14 protein-coding genes, 1 tRNA gene and 3 pseudogenes are annotated in these 18,304 nt (G+C 46.8%); 11 read left to right on the forward strand and 7 right to left on the reverse strand.

Translation table 11 applies throughout. The annotated features are described in order from the left end of the window. Positions 1–32 precede the first annotated feature (32 nt). Positions 33–4,160, forward strand: coding sequence for a non-ribosomal peptide synthetase (locus tag D0A34_07925; GenBank protein UNU18814.1), 4,128 nt, complete (start codon positions 33–35; stop codon positions 4,158–4,160). 389 nt (positions 4,161–4,549) lie between these two features. Here D0A34_07925 and D0A34_07930 read toward each other — a convergent pair whose 3' ends face one another. Beyond that, positions 4,550–5,902 carry an inorganic phosphate transporter gene (locus D0A34_07930; protein ID UNU18815.1) on the reverse strand — a complete coding sequence of 451 codons (1,353 nt, stop codon included), beginning with the start codon at positions 5,900–5,902 and terminating at the stop codon, positions 4,550–4,552. Between the two features lie 67 nt (positions 5,903–5,969). On the opposite strand from D0A34_07930, the gene rplS reads away from it, so the two are divergent. The 9 genes and pseudogenes from rplS (at position 5,970) to D0A34_07975 (ending at position 10,673) form a co-directional block, all read left to right on the forward strand. After that, entirely contained in the window at positions 5,970–6,353 is a 384-nt protein-coding gene (gene rplS / locus D0A34_07935; GenBank protein ID UNU18816.1) for a 50S ribosomal protein L19, read from the forward strand. Between the two features lie 134 nt (positions 6,354–6,487). Next, positions 6,488–6,560 (forward strand) — tRNA-Trp (locus D0A34_07940). Further along, positions 6,531–6,740 (forward strand): hypothetical protein, encoded by a 210-nt coding sequence (locus tag D0A34_07945; protein ID UNU18817.1) that lies wholly within the window; start codon positions 6,531–6,533, stop codon positions 6,738–6,740. Before D0A34_07940 ends, D0A34_07945 begins: the two co-directional genes overlap by 30 nt. 151 nt (positions 6,741–6,891) lie before the next feature. After that, positions 6,892–7,125: a preprotein translocase subunit SecE gene (gene secE / locus D0A34_07950; GenBank protein UNU18818.1), complete on the forward strand. Its 234-nt coding sequence runs from the start codon at positions 6,892–6,894 to the stop codon at positions 7,123–7,125. After that, a pseudogene (gene nusG / locus D0A34_07955) lies at positions 7,122–7,761 on the forward strand (transcription termination/antitermination protein NusG). Before secE ends, nusG begins: the two are co-directional and overlap by 4 nt. 3 nt (positions 7,762–7,764) lie before the next feature. After that, positions 7,765–8,190, forward strand: a complete 426-nt coding sequence (gene rplK, locus D0A34_07960) for a 50S ribosomal protein L11 (protein UNU18819.1) — start codon at positions 7,765–7,767, stop codon at positions 8,188–8,190. 273 nt (positions 8,191–8,463) lie between these two features. After that, a complete protein-coding gene (locus tag D0A34_07965; protein ID UNU18820.1) occupies positions 8,464–9,177 on the forward strand; it encodes a 50S ribosomal protein L1 in 714 nt (237 codons plus the stop codon). 312 nt (positions 9,178–9,489) lie between these two features. Next, positions 9,490–10,143, forward strand: coding sequence for a 50S ribosomal protein L10 (locus tag D0A34_07970; GenBank protein UNU18821.1), 654 nt, complete (start codon positions 9,490–9,492; stop codon positions 10,141–10,143). A gap of 137 nt (positions 10,144–10,280) precedes the next feature. Continuing rightward, positions 10,281–10,673, forward strand: coding sequence for a 50S ribosomal protein L7/L12 (locus D0A34_07975; protein ID UNU22217.1), 393 nt, complete (start codon positions 10,281–10,283; stop codon positions 10,671–10,673). A gap of 165 nt (positions 10,674–10,838) precedes the next feature. Here the strand turns inward: D0A34_07975 and D0A34_07980 are convergent, their stop codons facing one another. From D0A34_07980 to D0A34_08005, 6 genes and pseudogenes are all read right to left on the reverse strand, one after another. Beyond that, entirely contained in the window at positions 10,839–12,467 is a 1,629-nt protein-coding gene (locus tag D0A34_07980) for an FAD-binding protein (GenBank protein ID UNU18822.1), read from the reverse strand. 184 nt (positions 12,468–12,651) lie between these two features. Then, entirely contained in the window at positions 12,652–14,274 is a 1,623-nt protein-coding gene (locus tag D0A34_07985) for a ribbon-helix-helix protein, CopG family (GenBank protein ID UNU18823.1), read from the reverse strand. Positions 14,275–14,328: 54 nt separating this feature from the next. Further along, positions 14,329–15,094 (reverse strand): annotated as a pseudogene (locus D0A34_07990) (phycoerythrobilin:ferredoxin oxidoreductase). Positions 15,095–15,279: 185 nt separating this feature from the next. Beyond that, positions 15,280–15,411, reverse strand: a pseudogene (locus D0A34_07995) (dihydrobiliverdin:ferredoxin oxidoreductase). A 111-nt stretch (positions 15,412–15,522) separates the two neighbouring features. After that, positions 15,523–16,179, reverse strand: coding sequence for a HEAT repeat domain-containing protein (locus D0A34_08000; protein ID UNU18824.1), 657 nt, complete (start codon positions 16,177–16,179; stop codon positions 15,523–15,525). Between the two features lie 294 nt (positions 16,180–16,473). After that, the gene (locus D0A34_08005) at positions 16,474–17,376 is read right to left on the reverse strand and encodes a phosphodiester glycosidase family protein (protein UNU18825.1); all 903 of its coding nucleotides are present in this window, start codon (positions 17,374–17,376) and stop codon (positions 16,474–16,476) included. Positions 17,377–17,447: 71 nt separating this feature from the next. On the opposite strand from D0A34_08005, the gene D0A34_08010 reads away from it, so the two are divergent. Continuing rightward, complete coding sequence (locus D0A34_08010) at positions 17,448–18,257, forward strand: hypothetical protein (GenBank protein ID UNU18826.1); 810 nt, start codon at positions 17,448–17,450, stop codon at positions 18,255–18,257. Positions 18,258–18,304: the final 47 nt, after the last annotated feature.

Genomic DNA, 18,304 nt, shown 5'->3' on the forward strand with positions numbered 1-18,304 from the left:
GCTTTCCTTTGAGGCTTGCCTGATAATTTGATATGACTCAGTATCTTTCCGACAATTCCCTCCCGGCTGGTGAAGAAAAGCTTAATCTTCCCGAAGAAACAGAAGTTTTCGTCTTCCCCGCATCTTTTGCCCAGCAGCGGCTTTGGTTCCTCAATCAATTAGCACCGGGCAATCCTTTCTACAATGTCTCAACAGCACTCCGCTTAACAGGTTCCCTCAACTTAAGATCCTTAGAGAAAACCTTCAACGAAATTGTGCAGCGGCACGAAACTTTACGCACCACTTTTACGCTTTTGGAAGGGCAACTCGTACAAATTATTGCTCCCTTTTTAACCGTATCCCTCCCCACAATCGACTTACAAAATCTCTCGCCAACTCAGCAGGAAACCGCAGCGCTGCAACTCGCAACCGATGCAGCGCAATGCCCTTTCGATTTAGCCGCCGGGCCGTTATTTAAAGTAACGCTGTTACAACTCAGTGGAACAGAACATATATTGTTGCTGAATTTACATCATATTGTGGCTGATGGTTGGTCGATTGGAGTGCTAATTCGAGAGCTAGGAACGCTCTACACAGCATTTGTAAAAAATGGGATCTCGCACTTACCAGCACTGCCCGTGCAGTACGCCGACTTTGCAGAATGGCAGCACCAATGGTTGCAGGGCGAAGTATTAGAAACGCAGTTTGCTTATTGGCGGCAGCAGTTAAACGGAATTACCACACTCAATCTACCAACAGACAGGCAAAGACCAGCCGTTCCATCCTACCGCGGCGCCAAACAATTTATAACACTATCACCTGCTTTGACCGAGGCGCTAAAGTCATTTAGCCAGCAAGAAAGCGCGACTTTATTTATCACTCTACTAGCTGCTTTTCAAACTTTGCTGTACCGCTATACAGGACAAGTAGATATTGCAGTAGGAACGCCGATCGCCAATCGCAACTTGAGCGAAATAGAAGCATTAATCGGTTTTTTTGTCAACAGTTTGGTGCTGCGTGCAGATTTATCAGGAAACCCAACTTTTCGGGAACTATTGCATCGGGTAAAAAATGTCGCAATGGCAGCCTACGCTCACCAAGATTTGCCATTCGAGAAGTTGGTTGAGGAATTGCACCCCGATCGCGAGTTGAGCCGCAACCCCCTATTTCAAGTTAGTTTCAGCCTGCAAAACACTCCTGTAGCAGCGCTAGAATTGCCGGGAATCGCTTTCGAGGCGATCGACTTTGATGCGGGAACCGCCAAGCTCGATTTAGAGTGCCACTTGTGGGAAGATGCAGGAAGTATTCAAGGGCAATTTGTCTACAGCACGGACTTATTTGATAGCGGCACAATTGCGCGCATGGCGGGACATTTTCAAACCCTGCTCGAAGCCATTGTTGCCAATCCCAAACAGCACCTCAGCGACTTGGCTTTGCTGACAGCGCCAGAATACCAGCAATTATTAAATGATTGGAATGACACTGAGAGAGATTATCCGCAAAACCAGTGTTTCCATCAGCTATTTGAAGATCGAGTCGCCCGATCGCCCGATGCTGTCGCCGCCGTCTTTGAAAACCAGCAGTTAACCTACCGCCAACTCAACAGCCGAGCCAACCAACTTGCACATTACTTGCAGCAATTGGGAGCAGCACCAGAAGTTTTAGTGGGCCTTTGTGTAGAACGTTCCTTAGATGCGATCGTCGGATTGCTAGGCATTATCAAAGCAGGCGCAGCCTACCTGCCTTTAGATCCAACTTATCCTCAAGAGCGCCTTAACTTCATGTTAGAAGATGCTCAGGTGTCGATTTTGCTAACTCAGCAGCATTTAGCAAAAAACTTGAAGCAGCCGGAAAATTACGGAGTTTTTTCAGTAGTGTGTTTGGACTCCGACAGAGAAATTATTGCTCAACAAAGCCCAGAAAATCCAACTACAAATATCCTACCGGAAAACCTTGCCTACGTCATCTACACATCGGGTTCAACCGGAAAACCCAAAGGCGTTTTAATCGAACATCGGGGACTCTACAACTTAGCCCTAGCTCAAAAAGAAGCTTTTAACTTAAACTCAAATCACCGCATTTTGCAATTCGCATCCCTGAGTTTTGATGCCTCAATATTTGAGATTGTCATGGCCTTGGGAATCGCAGCAACACTTTACTGTGCCAAGAAAGAATCTTTGTTGCCCGGACAAACATTAATCCAATTTTTGCAGGACAATGCTATTACCCACGCTACCATCCCCCCCTCGCTGCTAGCTGTCCTTCCAAACGCCAAACTTCCCGCACTGCAAACAATCATCTGTGCGGGCGAATCTTGTTCCCCCGATGTGGTTAAACGCTGGGCTTCGGGGCGCAGATTTTTTAACGCTTACGGCCCTACAGAAGCGACAGTCTGGTCAAGTTTGGCCGAAATTTGCGATTCCCTGCGGGATAGCTTCGCTTCACGCAAAAAACCGCCCATCGGCCGCCCAATAGCTAACACTCAACTCTATATTTTAGATAAAAATTTACAGCCTGTACCCGTTGGAATTCCCGGTGAATTGTACATCGGCGGCAGCGGATTGGCGCGAGGCTACCTGAACCGCCCCGAATTAACCGCCCAGCGATTTATTGCTAATCCGTTTAGCCAGAAATCAGGAGAACGAATTTATAAAACTGGTGACTTAGCTCGCTATTTTCCCGACGGCAATATTGAGTTTTTAGGCCGCACTGACGCACAGGTAAAACTTCGCGGTTATCGAATAGAATTGGGAGAAATTGAAGCGCTGCTGGTTCAGCATCCAGCAGTCAAAGAAACAGCGGCGGTTGCTGTGGATGATTTGTCTGGCAACAAACGCCTAGTTGCTTATGTCGTCCCCCATCAAAATCAGACGATTAATCCTGTGGAAATACGCAATTTCCTCAAACAACAACTGCCCAATTACATGATTCCCAGTGCTTTTGTGGCGATCGATTTTCTGCCCCTAACTCCCAATGGCAAAATTGACCGCCAGCGCCTACCTGCACCGGGAAATCTAACTAAGAATTCAATAGATAAAAGCTGCATTGCACCTCGCACACCAACCGAGTCAATTCTCGCCAAAATTTGGGCCGAAATCCTCAACGCAGAGTGCGTTGGCATTCGCGATAACTTCTTCGATTTGGGTGGAGATTCCCTGCTGGCAATCCGCCTCATCAATGAGATTAACCAGCAATTTGAGGGCGAGTTACCGCTGTCTGCTCTTTTTTTAAATCCGACAATTGAAGGTTTAGCAGATTTGCTAAATTCAAGAACAAATTCTATGGAATGGTCGCCTTTAGTTGCAATTAAGCCTCGCGGTAAAAAGCCGCCTTTCTTCTGCGTCCATCCCATCTTTGGCGTGGTATTTCCTTATGTCGAGTTAGCGTTTCAGCTAGGAGAAAATCAACCGTTTTACGGGCTGCAACCTAAAGGGATTGACGGCGAAAGTTCTCCCTTAACTAGCATTGAAGACATGGCGACTGACTACATCGCAGCTTTGCGTACCGTTCAACCAAAAGGGCCTTATTTTTTAGGAGGCTGGTCTTTTGGAGGTTTGGTTGCTTTTGAGATGGCTCAACAGTTGCTCGCAGCGGGGGATGAAGTGGGTTTACTTGCTGTGCTCGATAATTTAGCGCCGGTTTCTGCTAACAAACCTTCTTTTTGGCACGGTTGCAAGTTTATTCTGACTACTGTTTCGCGCTCTATCTGGCCTTTTATAGTAGATTATTTTCGCTTGGTGGCTGCTGCAGAAAATGTTCAAAGTGGCGGTATTGTTGCCAGGTTTCCTAAATTAAATAAGATGCTTAATTTGGCAGCTAATTTTTTGCAGGGCTGGAATTGGAAACAGGCTGTTATGGTTAGCATCTTATCTCAGGAGTCAAAAAAACACAACTGGCGCGAGCTGGCAATTCCCTCAATGTTTACTGTATTTCAGGCTAACAGTCAAGCAACTCTCACCTATGTACCGAAAATTTATCCGCAGCGAATTACTCTGTTTAGATCGGAGGAACAGCTAAGCATGAGTCATCAAGATCCGACTCTTGGGTGGAGCGAATTAACGACCCAAAAAGTAGAGGTGATTAGAGTTCATGGGAATCACCTTACTATGCTGAGAAAGCCCTGCGTCGAGGGGCTGGCTCAACAGCTAAAGCATTGCTTGGATCAGGAATTAAGTGATTGAGTTACCCGCGGGCTTGTGCGTCGAAACCGGGTTTGATGTGGGAAATTATTATGAGTGATGAAGAAGTGGGCAATCTGATGTCCGGTAAAATCATCGTTATCACGTTTGTAGTTAGGATGTCAAAAACTTGCCCTCGCCCTAAGCAAACTTTGTGCAACTAGAAATCATATCAAATCTGTTAGCATCGGAATTATTCCTTCTATTCTCTTCATCTGCGTGAATCCGCGTCAATCCCTTGTCATCTGCGGTGAATACATTCTCTTTTTTTCACCGCAGATACAGGCAGATAAACACAGATTAACGCAGATGAATTCTATCAATTCCGGTTCACTCACCATCCATCCGTGATTGTTGACTGTTGACTGTGCTGAAATGCCTCAATCTAAAATCTAAAATTGCCCAATGGATTGCGCGATGCTGAAGATGATAGCAGCCAAACCTGCTGCGATCGGAATTGTCACCAGCCAAGCCGAACCAATTGACAGCAAAGTTTGCAAGCGTACTGTTTTCCAAGCTTTGATCAGCCCGACTCCGACGACTGCACCGACTAAAGCGTGGGATGTGGAAACTGGCAAACCGAAGCGGGATGCTAGCAAGACTGTGGTGGCTGTGGCTAATTCCGCGCAAAATCCGCCGCTTGGTTGGAGTTCGATGATCTTTTCGCCGACTGTGGCAATTACATTTTTGCCCCAGATGGCTAAACCGATGACTATTCCTGCGCCTCCAAGGACTAAAATCCACAGGGGAACGCTGAAATCTTCTGAGGGAAAGGAACCTGTGCGCCGGATGTAGGCGATCGCAGCTAGGGGAGCAACTGCATTTCCTACGTCGTTGGAACCGTGGGAAAATGCTACAAAACAGGCGCTCAAGACTTGAAATCTCGCCATTTGTTGCTCGATGGGAGAGTGGGGGAGTTTCGGAGTGGGGGAGGAGTTTGTACTTATTCCTTCTGCCTTCTCCCCTCTGCCTTCTTGGTTCTCAACTGATTCTAATTTCTTCCAGCTATTGAGTGTCAGGCCGATCGCAGCTATTGCCCCGATGCCAATGACAATATCGTGAATCGGAAGATTCCAGCCAAATCGATCGTGCGCTAGGGCGATCGCCCCTGTCTGCACCAAAGCGACATTCACAACAGACGGCAATACAATGACGCCAAATACGCTCAGCATTGCTGCACTCAGCCAAGGTATCCACTCGCGCATTTGAGATAGAGGATCTGGCCGATCGAGAATCGAATACTTCACCACACTGTAAAATAGCGCGGCTAAAGCACCGCTAGCAACAGGTGTCGCCACCCAAGTTAGGGAGATGGTGCCGATGGTTCGCCAATCCACTGCATTAATTCCGGCTGCAACACAGCTAAAACCCGCGATCGCGCCCACCACGGCATGGGATGAAGAAACTGGCAAACCTCGACTGGTAGCGATTTGCAGCCAGATCCCGCAAGCTATCAGCACTGACACCATCCCGATTAAAAATACTTGCGGTTTGGCTGCGAACACTTGTGCATTCACAACTCCTGTTGCCAGAGTTTCGGAAACTCCTTGGCCAAACAGCACTGCGCCGGAAAACTCCAGTATGCCTGCAACAATTATTGCCTGCCGCAGCGTTAGCGCCTTCGAGCCTACGGATGTCCCCATCGAGTTAGCGACATCGTTGGCCCCCAAGTTGGCGGCGACGTACAAGGCCAGTGCAGCCATTGCCGCCAGTTGCAGAAATACAACCCCAGAGGTATTTAACATAGAATTTTTTTGACATAAAACGGGCATTTCGATATATGATAAGGGATTGTGAGTTTTGGTAAATCCCATGAAAGGCGCAGAAATAATCCGTTCTATCGAAACGGAAGAAATAAATAGAGTCAAGGTAGAACTCAGCAAAGTTCTCCCCGAAATTTACGTCGGCGACACAGTGCGAGTCGGCGTGAGAATTAAAGAAGGTAACAAAGAACGGGTTCAGCCCTACGAAGGGACTGTGATTGCCATGCGTAACGGCGGGATTAATGAAACAATCACCGTCCGTCGCGTGTTTCAGGGCGTCGGCGTGGAACGGGTGTTTTTGATTCACTCGCCCCGCATCGCTACTATCCAAGTGATGCGCCGCGGGAAAGTCCGCAGAGCAAAACTTTACTACCTGCGCGATCGGGTGGGCAAAGCTACTCGCGTCAAACAGCGGTTCGATCGCTCCCTGTAGGAATGCACCCAGCTTCCCCTTGGTTCATGGTTCATGGGAAATTGAGAAATTTCAAAAAAAAGTTTCCCATTTAGGAGCGCACTGTGTTAAAATAGAAATCTAGAGGTTAAGCGAATTTCAGCAACCTCACCTGTGCGCTCTTAGTTCAGTTGGTAGAACGCAGGTCTCCAAAACCTGATGTCGGGGGTTCAAGTCCTCCAGGGCGCGCTGAATCACCAAACTTTAAATTCTGCCCGAAAGCGCCCGGATTATTGGCTGGCAACAGTCAAAACCGCAAACTTTCGGGTAGAATTAATTTTTGTGGGCGGTTCGCAAAAAATGCCATCAACAAATGCTCGGTGTCGCTTCTCGATCGTCGGTTTCGCCGATCGGCAGTTACACAGTTGATAGGTTGGGCTTGTAAAAAAGTCGTGGCTTTAGATTTGAGATTTGGGACTTGGGCGTAAGTGGTTAGTGTCACAAAATCTGAGAGCCACGGGCCACTCACACCATCTAAAATCTAAAATCTAAAATCTAAAATCGCAAGGAGGATTGAATCGTGGCGAAAAAAGACCAAGCTCAAGAAACTCAAGAAATAACGGCGCCTGGGTTTAATCCTGCGGGTTTTTTAAAGGAAACTAGAGAAGAACTCGACAAAGTGGTTTGGCCCAGCAGGCAGCAGTTAATCAGCGAGTCTTTGGCCGTGCTTTTGATGGTAATCCTCTCAGCAAGCCTGATCTATTTGGTGGATAACTTCTTTAACTGGGGCGCGGGAAAGGTGTTTGGGCCATGACTTTTGCATCAGAAGAATCTGAGTATTCCACAGAAGCGACGGCACAGGCAGCATCGCCAGAGGTGCCGGAGATTGATGCTCGCTGGTATGCTGTTCAAGTTGCCTCTGGCTGCGAAAAGCGCGTGAAGGCAAACTTACAGCAGCGGATTCAAACTTTGGATGTTGCCGATCGCATCGTTCAAGTAGAAATTCCGCAAACTCCGGCAATCAAAGTTGGCAAAGACGGTTCCAGGCGGCAGTCAGATGAAAAAATCTTTCCCGGCTACGTACTCATCCGTATGTTTATGGACGAGGATACGTGGCAGGTGATCAAGAATACCCCGAATGTAATTAATTTTGTCGGGGCAGAGCAGAAACGCCGCTACGGGCGCGGCAGGGGGTCACGTCAAACCGCTACCTCTGAGTCATTCAGAAGTAGAACGGATCTTCAGAAACGCTCAGGAATCAGAACCAGTTGTCAAAGTATCGATGTCTACTGGAGACCACGTTGTGGTACTTTCCGGGCCGTTTAAGGATTTTGAAGGTGATGTGATTGAAGTTAGCCCGGAACGAAACAAGCTCAAAGTTTTACTCTCGATTTTTGGGCGCGATACGCCTGTAGAATTGGAGTTCAATCAGGTTCAGAAACAGAACTAACTAATGGCAAAGAAAGTTGTTGCAGTAATTAAGTTGGCGATTACGGCGGGAAAAGCCAACCCAGCTCCTCCGATCGGCCCAGCTCTGGGTCAGCACGGCGTCAATATTATGATGTTTTGCAAGGAGTACAATGCTAGAACCGCAGACCAAGCGGGTCTGGTGGTTCCGGTAGAAATTTCGGTTTTTGAAGACCGCAGTTTTACGTTTATTCTCAAAACCCCGCCGGCGTCGGTTTTGATTCAAAAAGCGGCTGGCATTGCTAAAGGTTCGGGAGAACCTAATCGCAAGCAAGTAGGGACGATTACACAGGCTCAGTTACGAGAAATCGCTGAAACTAAAATGCCTGACCTCAATGCTAATGATGTTGAGGCTGCAATGAAAATTGTGGCGGGAACGGCTAAAAATATGGGCGTGGCGATCGCGGATTGAAGGAAGAAGGAAGAAGGAAGAAGGAAGAAGGAAGAAGGAAGAAGGAAGATTTTTCCTAGTCCAAGTTCCAAATTGCTAATCCAAAATTCCTGATTGTGAAGGTAAAATCTTCAATCTAAAATCCCAAATCCCAAATCCAAAATCGATCGATTCAGGGGGAGAAGCAAAGCTTCGCTAAGAATCGCAAATTTTTTAGATTTGAAATGACCAAAACGGCTCAATTCTAAAATCTAAAATCTAAAATCTAAAATCGACTAACCCCAAAAAAGAAAAATGGCAAAGAAAGTATCTCGAAGACTGCAAGAACTTCAAAAGAAAGTTGAAGACAGACCTTATCTACCGCTGGAAGCTCTGCAACTTTTGAAAGAAACAGCAACCGCTAAGTTTGGCGAATCTGCTGAAGCTCACATCCGTTTGGGAATTGACCCGAAATATACTGACCAACAGTTGCGGACAACTGTATCGCTACCAAAAGGAACTGGTCAAGTAGTCAGAATTGCGGTGATTGCTAAGGGCGAAAAAGTTAAAGAAGCTCTAAATGCCGGCGCGGATATTGCTGGTTCTGAAGAGTTGATCGATGAAATTCAGAAGGGCATGATGGACTTCGATTGCCTGATTGCTACCCCAGACGTGATGCCGTTGGTGGCAAAATTGGGTCGGTTGTTGGGCCCGCGCGGTTTGATGCCTTCTCCGAAAGGTGGCACGGTGACGACTGACATTGCTCAGGCGATCAACGAGTTTAAAGGTGGTAAACTAGAATTCCGTGCCGATCGAACTGGCATCGTTCATGTTATGTTTGGCAAGGCAGCTTTCTCAGCGGAAGATTTGCTGGTCAACCTTCATGCTTTGCAAGAAACTGTTGACCGCAACCGTCCTTCTGGTGCTAAAGGTCGCTACTGGCGCAGTTTGTACGTATCGGCAACAATGGGCCCGTCGATCGAAGTCGATATCAGTGTCCTGCGCGATACGAAAATTGACGCTGCCTAGTACAGAATTAAGCAGAAGGCAGAAGGTAAAAGACAGCTTCGGCTGTCTGTGTAAATCTCTCACAAGACTTACGCCAGACCCTTGCTAATCTCTGCCTTCTGGTGATAGCCTAATCAAAAATCAATAAGCTGAAGACCGCAGGTGCCGACCGCTTAATTTCCTGCCGAGGCTGAAGAAATAAAAACTCAAGACTCAAAGATTAGAAATTTTCTATTTTTAATTCTGACTTGTTAATTTTTAATTCTCTGCCCCGGCTCTAAGGTCGGGGTTTTTGGTGGGCAGTTTTCGATCCTAAAAGGAGGTGAAATAAGTATGGGCAAAAGTTTAGCAGTAAAAAATGAGATTATTGCAGACCTCAAGCAAACCTTGAGCGAATCTCAACTGGCGATCGTGATCGACTACACAGGCTTAACTGTTGCTGAAATCACAGATTTGCGTCGGCGTTTGCGTCCGAAAGGCAGCAGTTGCCAAGTGGCAAAAAACACGCTGATGCGAATTGCGGTTGAAGGCAACGACAACTGGCAGCCGATACAGGAATTGCTGACCGGTACGTCGGCGTTTCTGTTCGTACAAGAAGATATTGGCGGCGCGATTAAAGCTTACCAAGAATTCCAAAAAGTCTCTAAGAAGACTGAACTTCGCGGCGGCGTGATGGAAGGACGGGTACTGAAAGAAGCTGATGTTAAAGCATTAGCTGATCTGCCGTCGAAAGAACAACTCATGGCTCAAATTGCTGGCGCTATCAACGGTGTCGCAACCAAGTTGGCTGTGGGTATCAATCAAGTTCCTACTTCGATCGCTCGCGGTCTTAAAGCTTATGCTGAAAAAGACGGCGATTCAGCAGCAGAAGCACCAGCAGAAGCACTAGCAGAAGCACCAGCAGAAGCACCAGCACAACCTGAAGCAGAAGCACCAGCACAACCTGAAGCAGAAGCACCAGCAGAAGCTGAAAGCACATCTGCGTAAGTCATTAGTAATTAGTCACGAGTCAAGAGTCGTTAGTTTTGAGAAACAAACTCATGACTGGAGACGAGAAACTCATAATTAATGAGCAATCCACAATCCACAATCCACAATCTACAATCGAACTAGGAGTTCAAAAAATGTCTACTGCAACTGATGAAATCTTGGACAAACTTAAGTCTTTGACTTTGCTCGAAGCATCTGAATTGGTCAAGCAAATTGAAGAAGCTTTCGGCGTCAGCGCTGCTGCTCCTGTAGGCGGCATGATGATGATGCCCGGTATGGGTGGTGGAGCCGCTCCTGAACCAGTAGAAGAGCAAACCGAGTTTACGGTCATGCTCGAAGAAGTTCCTGCTGACAAGAAAATCGCAATTCTGAAGGAAGTCCGCGCAATTACCGGTCTGGGTCTGAAGGAAGCAAAAGACTTGGTAGAAGCCGCACCGAAGGCAGTTAAGGAAGCTATTGCTAAGGAAGCTGCTGAAGAAATGAAGAAACAGCTTGAAGCTGTGGGCGCAAAGATTTCTATCAAGTAGTCAGAGAATGTAGTTGATATCAATTCCGCTGACACCGGAATGATGGTTAACGGTTGACTGTTGACTGTTGACTGTTAACTATTCCCTAAAATTAATCGCGCGATAGTTACATCTCTCGCGCGATTAATTATTTTTGGCGTAGGGAAACGGCATTGCCGTGTCCTCTTAGATTTTAGAGGCGGCCTCCATTTGTCGCACTACTGTTAAAGCAGAATAGGAAACACCGGCAGTGCCTTCTCCGGGATGGGTGGAGTCGCCTACTAACCACAAGTTTTTAATTGGTGTGCGGTTGGCAAATCCGAATGGCCCGAAGGTTGGTATTCGCTGCCCGATGCCACCCACAACACCTCTATCTCTCGCCGTGTAGCGGGCAAAGGTGCGGGGTGTGGCGGCTTCTTGGTGTACGATCGACTCTGGCGTCAAATTGAAATATTCGCTCAAACGCGCGATCGCCCCTTCAGTATATTTTTGCTTCAATCCTTCATAATCAACCGAATTCCACCACATTCGAGTATCAGTAAATGACGAAGCTATAATTGTCGCCATTCCCTTCGGTGCTCGCCCATCACCCGGATGGCTGACTGAAACAAATAATGAATTATTCTCCCCAATCTCGCCTTCGTAATCGTAGAGAAACTGAAGGTGCGGCGGACAATTGGCAGGAATTGCGCTTTCATGCACTCCCAAATATATGACAAATGCACCGGATGCGGGCGGCAATTTATCAACTCGATATTTGTAGCCTGCCATTTGATTTGGGAGTTGGTTTTTTGTCTTTGAACTCTCTGATTTAACGGATAAATTATCTGTTAAATTATCTGTTAAATTTGCGACCATCGGCTCGCTTGACAATAATTTTACTAGATTTTGCGCGGTCACGTTGGCAACAATGCGATCGGCTGTTTCTGTCCAAACTTCGCCTGTTTTTTGATTGCGAATCACTGTAGCGGTGGCTTTGCCGTTGGCGGTAACAATACTTTCAACTGTGTGCCGCAATAAGACTTGACCTCCGTAGAGTTCGATCGCCTCTACCAGTCGATCGCTCAACACCTGCATACTTCCTTGTAGATGATACAATCCCTGCGGCTCTTGCGAAACTCCTAAAGCCGTAGCCGCGTAAAGTAGCGCCGTTTCTTCGGTATCGACTTGAGAATACAATTTTAACTGCAAATCCAGAAAAGTTCTCAAGCGCAAATTGTCGCCCAACCCACAAAGCCGCAAAGCATCTCCCACTGTCATAAAAGTGAAAGGCAAAGTAATTAAAGTATCGGGGCGAACAGCTTGAATTAATTGCCAGAAATCCCAGAAGTTTCTGGGCGGTAAAACTGGATCGCGCCCTTGAAATTTCCAGCTAGCTTTGAACAATGCAGACAATAATTGCCAAAAAGGTTCGCTTCCAGGAAACTGCCGCTGCCTTTCTTCCTGCCACTTTTGCGGATCTCGCCACACGCTAATCGGTGCGGTTTCTCCCGGCAAAAACACCGCACAAGCGGGATCGCAGGGTGTGGCGGCGGGAAGTTCTATGTCTAATTCTGAGAAAATTCGGTGGTGAATGCCTCCGGGTTCCAATCCTGCAACCTGCGTGGCGCCGACATCGAAGGTAAAGCCTTTGCGCTTGAAGGTGGAAGCGCATCCGCCGGGGACGATCGCCTGGTCTAAGACTAGCACTTTGTATCCTCTGCGGGCTAGCAGGGCTGCTGCTGTCAGCCCGCCGATTCCGCCTCCAATTACCGTGACGCGGCCCTTAGTGTCTGCTGGATTGGATTTGCCTAAAGGGGTGCGATCGCCTGTCATAAATTTATTTATTGTAATATTTCTTAATAGTATGCTCATATTTGGCAATAAAAAGCTCTTGTAGCGACAGGTTGAAATCTATCGCTACAAGAGGAAGGAGGCCGAGTTGACAGGACATTTCAGGGGTAAGGTGCAGCCGGATCGTCCAAAGCAACCCGAGTTTTTGCCGTAGCCGATTGGAGAATCAGGGACGCCGCCACTTGTTGAGATAAGCTTCACCAATCCCCGCCACAGCCTGCATTTGAGCTAGCTGTTCCCGTAAAGCTTTGATGGTTCTTAGCTGTTCTTGAGACTGTTGCTGCAAAGCGTCGTAATTTCGCTGTATCGCCGCACTCTGGCTCAATTCATTTTCCAGATATTGCAACTTGGTCAATTTGACTTGGAAGTCGCCGATCGCACTTGACTTTTCTGCTAACTCGTGCTGCAAAGATTCGTAACTCGACTTCGACACGGTTTCCTGGAATTGGCTTTCGAGATTTTGCTTTTCGGTGGCGAATTGCTGCTGCAAAGATTCCAGAGCACTGGATTTTTCTGCTAGCTGTTGCTGCAAAGATTCCAGAGCACTGGATTTTTCTGCTAGCTGTTGCTGAAACTCGTGTTCTCGGTGTTCTCTTTCGGCGACTTGCTGCTGCAAAGATTCCAGAGCACTGGATTTTTCTGCTAGCTGTTGCTGAAACTCGTGTTCTCGGTGTTCTCTTTCGGCGACTTGCTGCTGCAAAGATTCCAGAGCACTGGATTTTTCTGCTAGCTGTTGCTGAAACTCGTGTTCTCGGTGTTCTCTTTCGGCGACTTGCTGCTGCAAAGAAGCGATCGAACTTTCGCGTTCCGTCAACTGCTGCTGTAAACTTTCGTAACTTGACTTGGCTACTGTTTCCTGCAATTGGCTTTCGAGATTTTGCTTTTCGGTAGCTAATTGCTGCTGCAAAGAAGCGATCGAACTTTCGCGTTCCGTCAACTGCTGCTGTAAACTTTCGTAACTTGACTTGGCTACTGTTTCCTGCAATTGGCTTTCGAGATTTTGCTTTTCGGTAGCTAATTGCTGCTGCAAAGAAGCGATCGAACTTTCGCGTTCCGTCAACTGCTGCTGTAAACTTTCGTAACTTGACTTGGCTACTGTTTCCTGCAATTGGCTTGCGAGATTTTGCTTTTCGGTAGCTAATTGCTGCTGCAAAGAAGCGATCGAACTTTCGCGTTCACTCAACTGCTGCTGTAAACTTTCGTAACTTGACTTGGCTACTGTTTCCTGCAATTGGCTTGCGAGATTTTGCTTTTCGGTAGCTAATTGCTGCTGCAAAGAAGCGATCGAACTTTCGCGTTCCGTCAACTGCTGCTGTAAACTTTCGTAACTTGACTTGGCTACTGTTTCCTGCAATTGGCTTTCGAGATTTTGCTTTTCGGTAGCTAATTGCTGCTGCAAAGAAGCGATCAAACTTTCGCGTTCCGTCAACTGCTGCTGTAAACTTTCGTAACTTTCTTGCAGCGGATTTGGCTTTACACTCACCGATTCCGATAGAGTTTCTGCCGTTACAGCGTCATTAAACTCGCTTTCTTCGGCTGTTTCCCCTTGCAAGTCGGGGGCCTCTACCTGCGTTTCTTCACCTTTTTTCCAAGTTACAGTAACTTCCGTCTTGTCCTTAGAAATATCCAGAGCGCCTTGTGCCAAGCGTTCTAGGAGTTCCGACCTTGATATTCCGAGCTTGCGAGCGATCACATTTAATCGATCGGCACTAGAAGAAGTCAGCGAAAGTCCGACTTTGACTTTACTTTCTGAATTGGAACTAACTACATTGCGATTTTTTTTGACCATTGGCATTTTCCTCATGCCAACCTACACTTATTAGTGTAGTGGCTGAAGCTTCTATTAAAATTTATTCTTGTTACTTACCAATTGTGCCAGCTTCCGTTCCCAATTGAACAAAAATCCTTGAATATACTCTTGCGTCCATTCCTCGCCGTAGAACCGCTTAAACATTCCCTGGGCCGAGTTTTTTTCGGCACGATACCGCAGATAGCACAGTTGAGCTTGTCAGATACTATCTAACTTTGTGCCCGATGTCACCGATTCGGCGCGATCAACCAAATCCAAATCACCCGCCACATAGTCTTTGAACGCTGCAAAAACGCGAGTTTCCACAACTTCCGTTTCCTTGGGGCGATTGCACAGAAACGGCCACGAGAAAAACTGCTTCGCTTCCTCTGGAAAGCCGCCACCCCAGGGAAGGTCCGGTTGATGAGCTTGAAAAATATGTTTGATGCCCAGTACACTTAGCCTGGTAGTGAGCGTCGCCGCCAAACAGAGGCTGCATATCCAAAGTAATTAAATGGCAACCCGGCAGCGTTACAAAATCCGCCTCAAAAAACGGCAAATCAAAGTTAAGATGCGGGAATCTCACAAAATTGAGAACTTGCAACCTGCTGCCGCCTTGAACGTGAGCCACCCCAAACTACTGCAAATTCGGGGATGCAAAAGCCTAACTGGTAGTTAGGATTTCCTGAGTTTGTTTTTTTCCTTTGCCGACTGTAGCTTCTTTGAGTTCAAACCCTTGTGGAATCTGGTAAGACTGTAAGTCTAACCAATTTTTTATTTTAGCGATCGCCGCATCTAAAAAAGCCTGATAAAGAGTGATATCGATTTGAGATTTGAGATTTTACATCCTCAATCCACAGGTTGATAGTAAAAAATAAAGTTTTTTTCCTGCCTATTTGAGATTTAAGATTTGAGATTTTACCTACTCAATCGAGAGGTTTGTAGTCATGACTAAAGTTCTTACGGCGAACTTGTTTTTTTGAGAAATATATGTAAACTTAGTGGTCATCGCGAGTTCGCGGTTACAGCTAAAGGCACAGCATCTTCAAACAAAAATTTCTCAAGAAATTTCTCAGCCCATTCGTGACCGAAATAACTGCTAAACAATCCCGAAGCCGGCTCTCTGTCTGCACTGTATCCGTAACATTGATAAATTGGGGATGGGCAGCGCGATCGGGCTAATCTAGGGGCGGCTTTAAGAGTTTAAGGGCAGCTACCAATGTCTGGTGGATCTTGTAAGCCCTTGTTTTACAGCGAAGCTTCCAAAGTCGCACCTGCAACCCGATGATCTCGATCTTTTGCCAAATAGCTCACAGCAGCGCGAGCTTGAGGATTGTCAAATTTGCTCAGCGCGCGAGCAACTCGCAGCCGAATTCCCCAGTAATCGGCGCTCACAAGAGGTAATAATTGCTGCAAAGCCTCTTCTTGCTTCTGGGTATTGGCCAGCAGACCAAATCCGTCAATTGCTACTTCCTGAACTGGTACATCTTCGCCGCCAAGACCGATCGCACAAATTTCAAATATTGCATCAGGACACTGCATTTCATACAGCGGAGCCATAATGCTGCGGCGGACGAGCCAATTGTCATCGCGGCGAAAAGCTTCGACTAAATGAGAAATGGCCTCGGTTCCGAACCTTGACAAAGAGTTAGCGGCTTCTGCTCGCACGTTCGGATCGCGATCGAACTGCATCATTTTTAACAGCGCCGCAAAAGCTTCCGCAGTTTGAATCTGCCGCAATCCCATCGCCACGAACGATCGCACCATAAACTCGCGATCGTCCACTTTGCTCAGCAACATCGGCAGCGCCACCGCAGAATCGCACTTTCTCAGAGCCGTTACCCCCCGCAGCCTGTCTTGAGAATCCGAACTTTGCAGCGCTGCTTGGATTTCGCTAATTTCCATAAGCCAATTATATATTTTTGTTACGTTTATTTACAATTTTAGCAATTATTCCCGGATTTTGGGCCGATTTAAAAAAAATTCACTGCTGAATAAGAAATTTTGTGGGTATTTAAGCGAACTTTTGTATTAGTAATGAAGGCAATCAGTACCCTATTTATTTGAGGAGGCGGAGGCATCCTTTATTTTTTTAAATAGGTTTTAACAGCAGCTTTTTTACCAGCATCGGCTTGGGCGGAGTGCAGAATAGAATCATTTTTAACCCCAATTTTCGGAGATAAAAGCGCAATTTAAAACCTAATTATCCCGCGCATAAAATCCCAAATGATTGGAAACTGGACGTTCTTGCATGGGGATTTTATTCTGAATCGGAGCATTCAACAGTTTCGCTCCTGACGGCGATGCTACTGCAAAAGTTACGGACCCGCCACCATCTAAATTTAGCACATTCTCGGCTCCCAACTGCATCGAAATATCAGTTATTTCGCTCAATTTCAGCCCTTCACTGTAAAGCCTCTGCTTGCCGTCTACCAGAATTAACCACAACTTGTCGCCTGTTTGGTCGATCGCCGCCACTGCACGGGGATAGGGTTTATCCTGTTTGCGTTCTTCCTGACTTTGTGCTACGGGTTTGCCATTTTTTACCAGCAAAGTATCTCCGGCAACTGCATAGGCTGTCCCCGCAGGACAACTGCCGTTTTCGATTATTTGAGCGCGGTTTTTGGCATCAAAACAAAGGGCGGGAAAGCCTGAACTTGGTTGAGAATAAGCTTGGCTTTTGGCAATGGCCTGTCCGACATTATTTACTCGATCGCCGCTGCGGGGATAGTAATCCCAAGGTGCTTTCTCGATGCAGGGATAAAAAAAATTGCCGTTGACTGCTAATTGCAATTTAAATTCTTTCAGGAATTCAGTAGCGGTGCGGGCATTGGTTTCTGTTAAATCGGGTGTTGGGTTTCCGGGAGTGACAAAAATTCCTATTCCCGGCGCTTTTAGGTCGATGCTAACAATGTGAATTAGGGTGGGACGCGGATTAGTCCGAAATTCCCTGCGGTAGTCTATTCCTTGAAAGAGCGATCGGGCTTCGTTGGTTTGTTCGGGACGCAAAAAGTAGGGAATGTTGTAGAGTAGTATTGGTGCGAGCAATATTCCGAGACCGAGAATCTGCCAAATTTGTTTGAGGGTGGGTCGATAAGTCATACCATTTTAGATTTTAGATAGGGGACGGGAACACTGACAGATTTATATATTTTCCAGCATCCTCTACTAATATGAAGTATTCGGATTCCAATAATTTTAGCAATCAAATTTTACGAAATCGATCGTTCCAAGGACAAGTTCTTAACGGTGCTGATTTCAGCGGTGCGGATGTTAGAGGCTGCAATTTTAGAAATGCTCAGTTAGCGGGTGCGAATTTTCTCGGTGCGAAAATCGGGCTTTCTGGGCGACAGAAAGCTGTTTTGAGTGCTGGGGCGATCGCGATTTGTTTGGTTGTGGGCGATGTTCTGACTCGACTGATTTTGGGAGCTCAAGGACAAATACCGGACTCTCGCAGTTGGCCTTTTGTTCTGTTGCTGTACGGGGTTTTGAGCGCTGCTGGTTTCGCTTCGGCGATCGCCAGCAAACAGCCAAAAACCTCAAAAGCGGGTAGATTGGCACAAACAATTTCTGCTATTCTATCAGGAGCTTTGTTGGGGTTTTTCTATGCTGGCACTGCAACTAATAATAATTCCCAGGCTGCTCTTGCTGGAATGGCGATCGGCGGGGTGTTAATGTTTTTTGTGAGTTCCCGGATTCGTGGCCAATTTGCACAAGTGGCGATCGCATCGGCTGGAAGTGTGGCGACTTACGCAGCGGCTTTTTTGTTCAGTGCAACGGCGAGCGCTTTTCTGAGCACTCACCAACTGTTTTGGGGTATGTGTTTCGGTTTGCTGTCGCTGCTGTATCTTTGGTTTGCGTTTGTGTCTTTCTCGGCTATTGTTCGAGAGATTGGAAATGCTGAGGGTACTTCGTTCAGAGGGGCAAATCTCGTTGATGCTAAGTTCGATATAAATTACCTCAATCTAAAATCTCAAATTTAAAATCTCAAATTCCCTAATTGACATTTATTTCCTAACCCACGCTGAAT

Source organism: Microcoleus vaginatus PCC 9802 (assembly GCA_022701275.1).
Lineage (GTDB): Bacteria > Cyanobacteriota > Cyanobacteriia > Cyanobacteriales > Microcoleaceae > Microcoleus > Microcoleus vaginatus_A.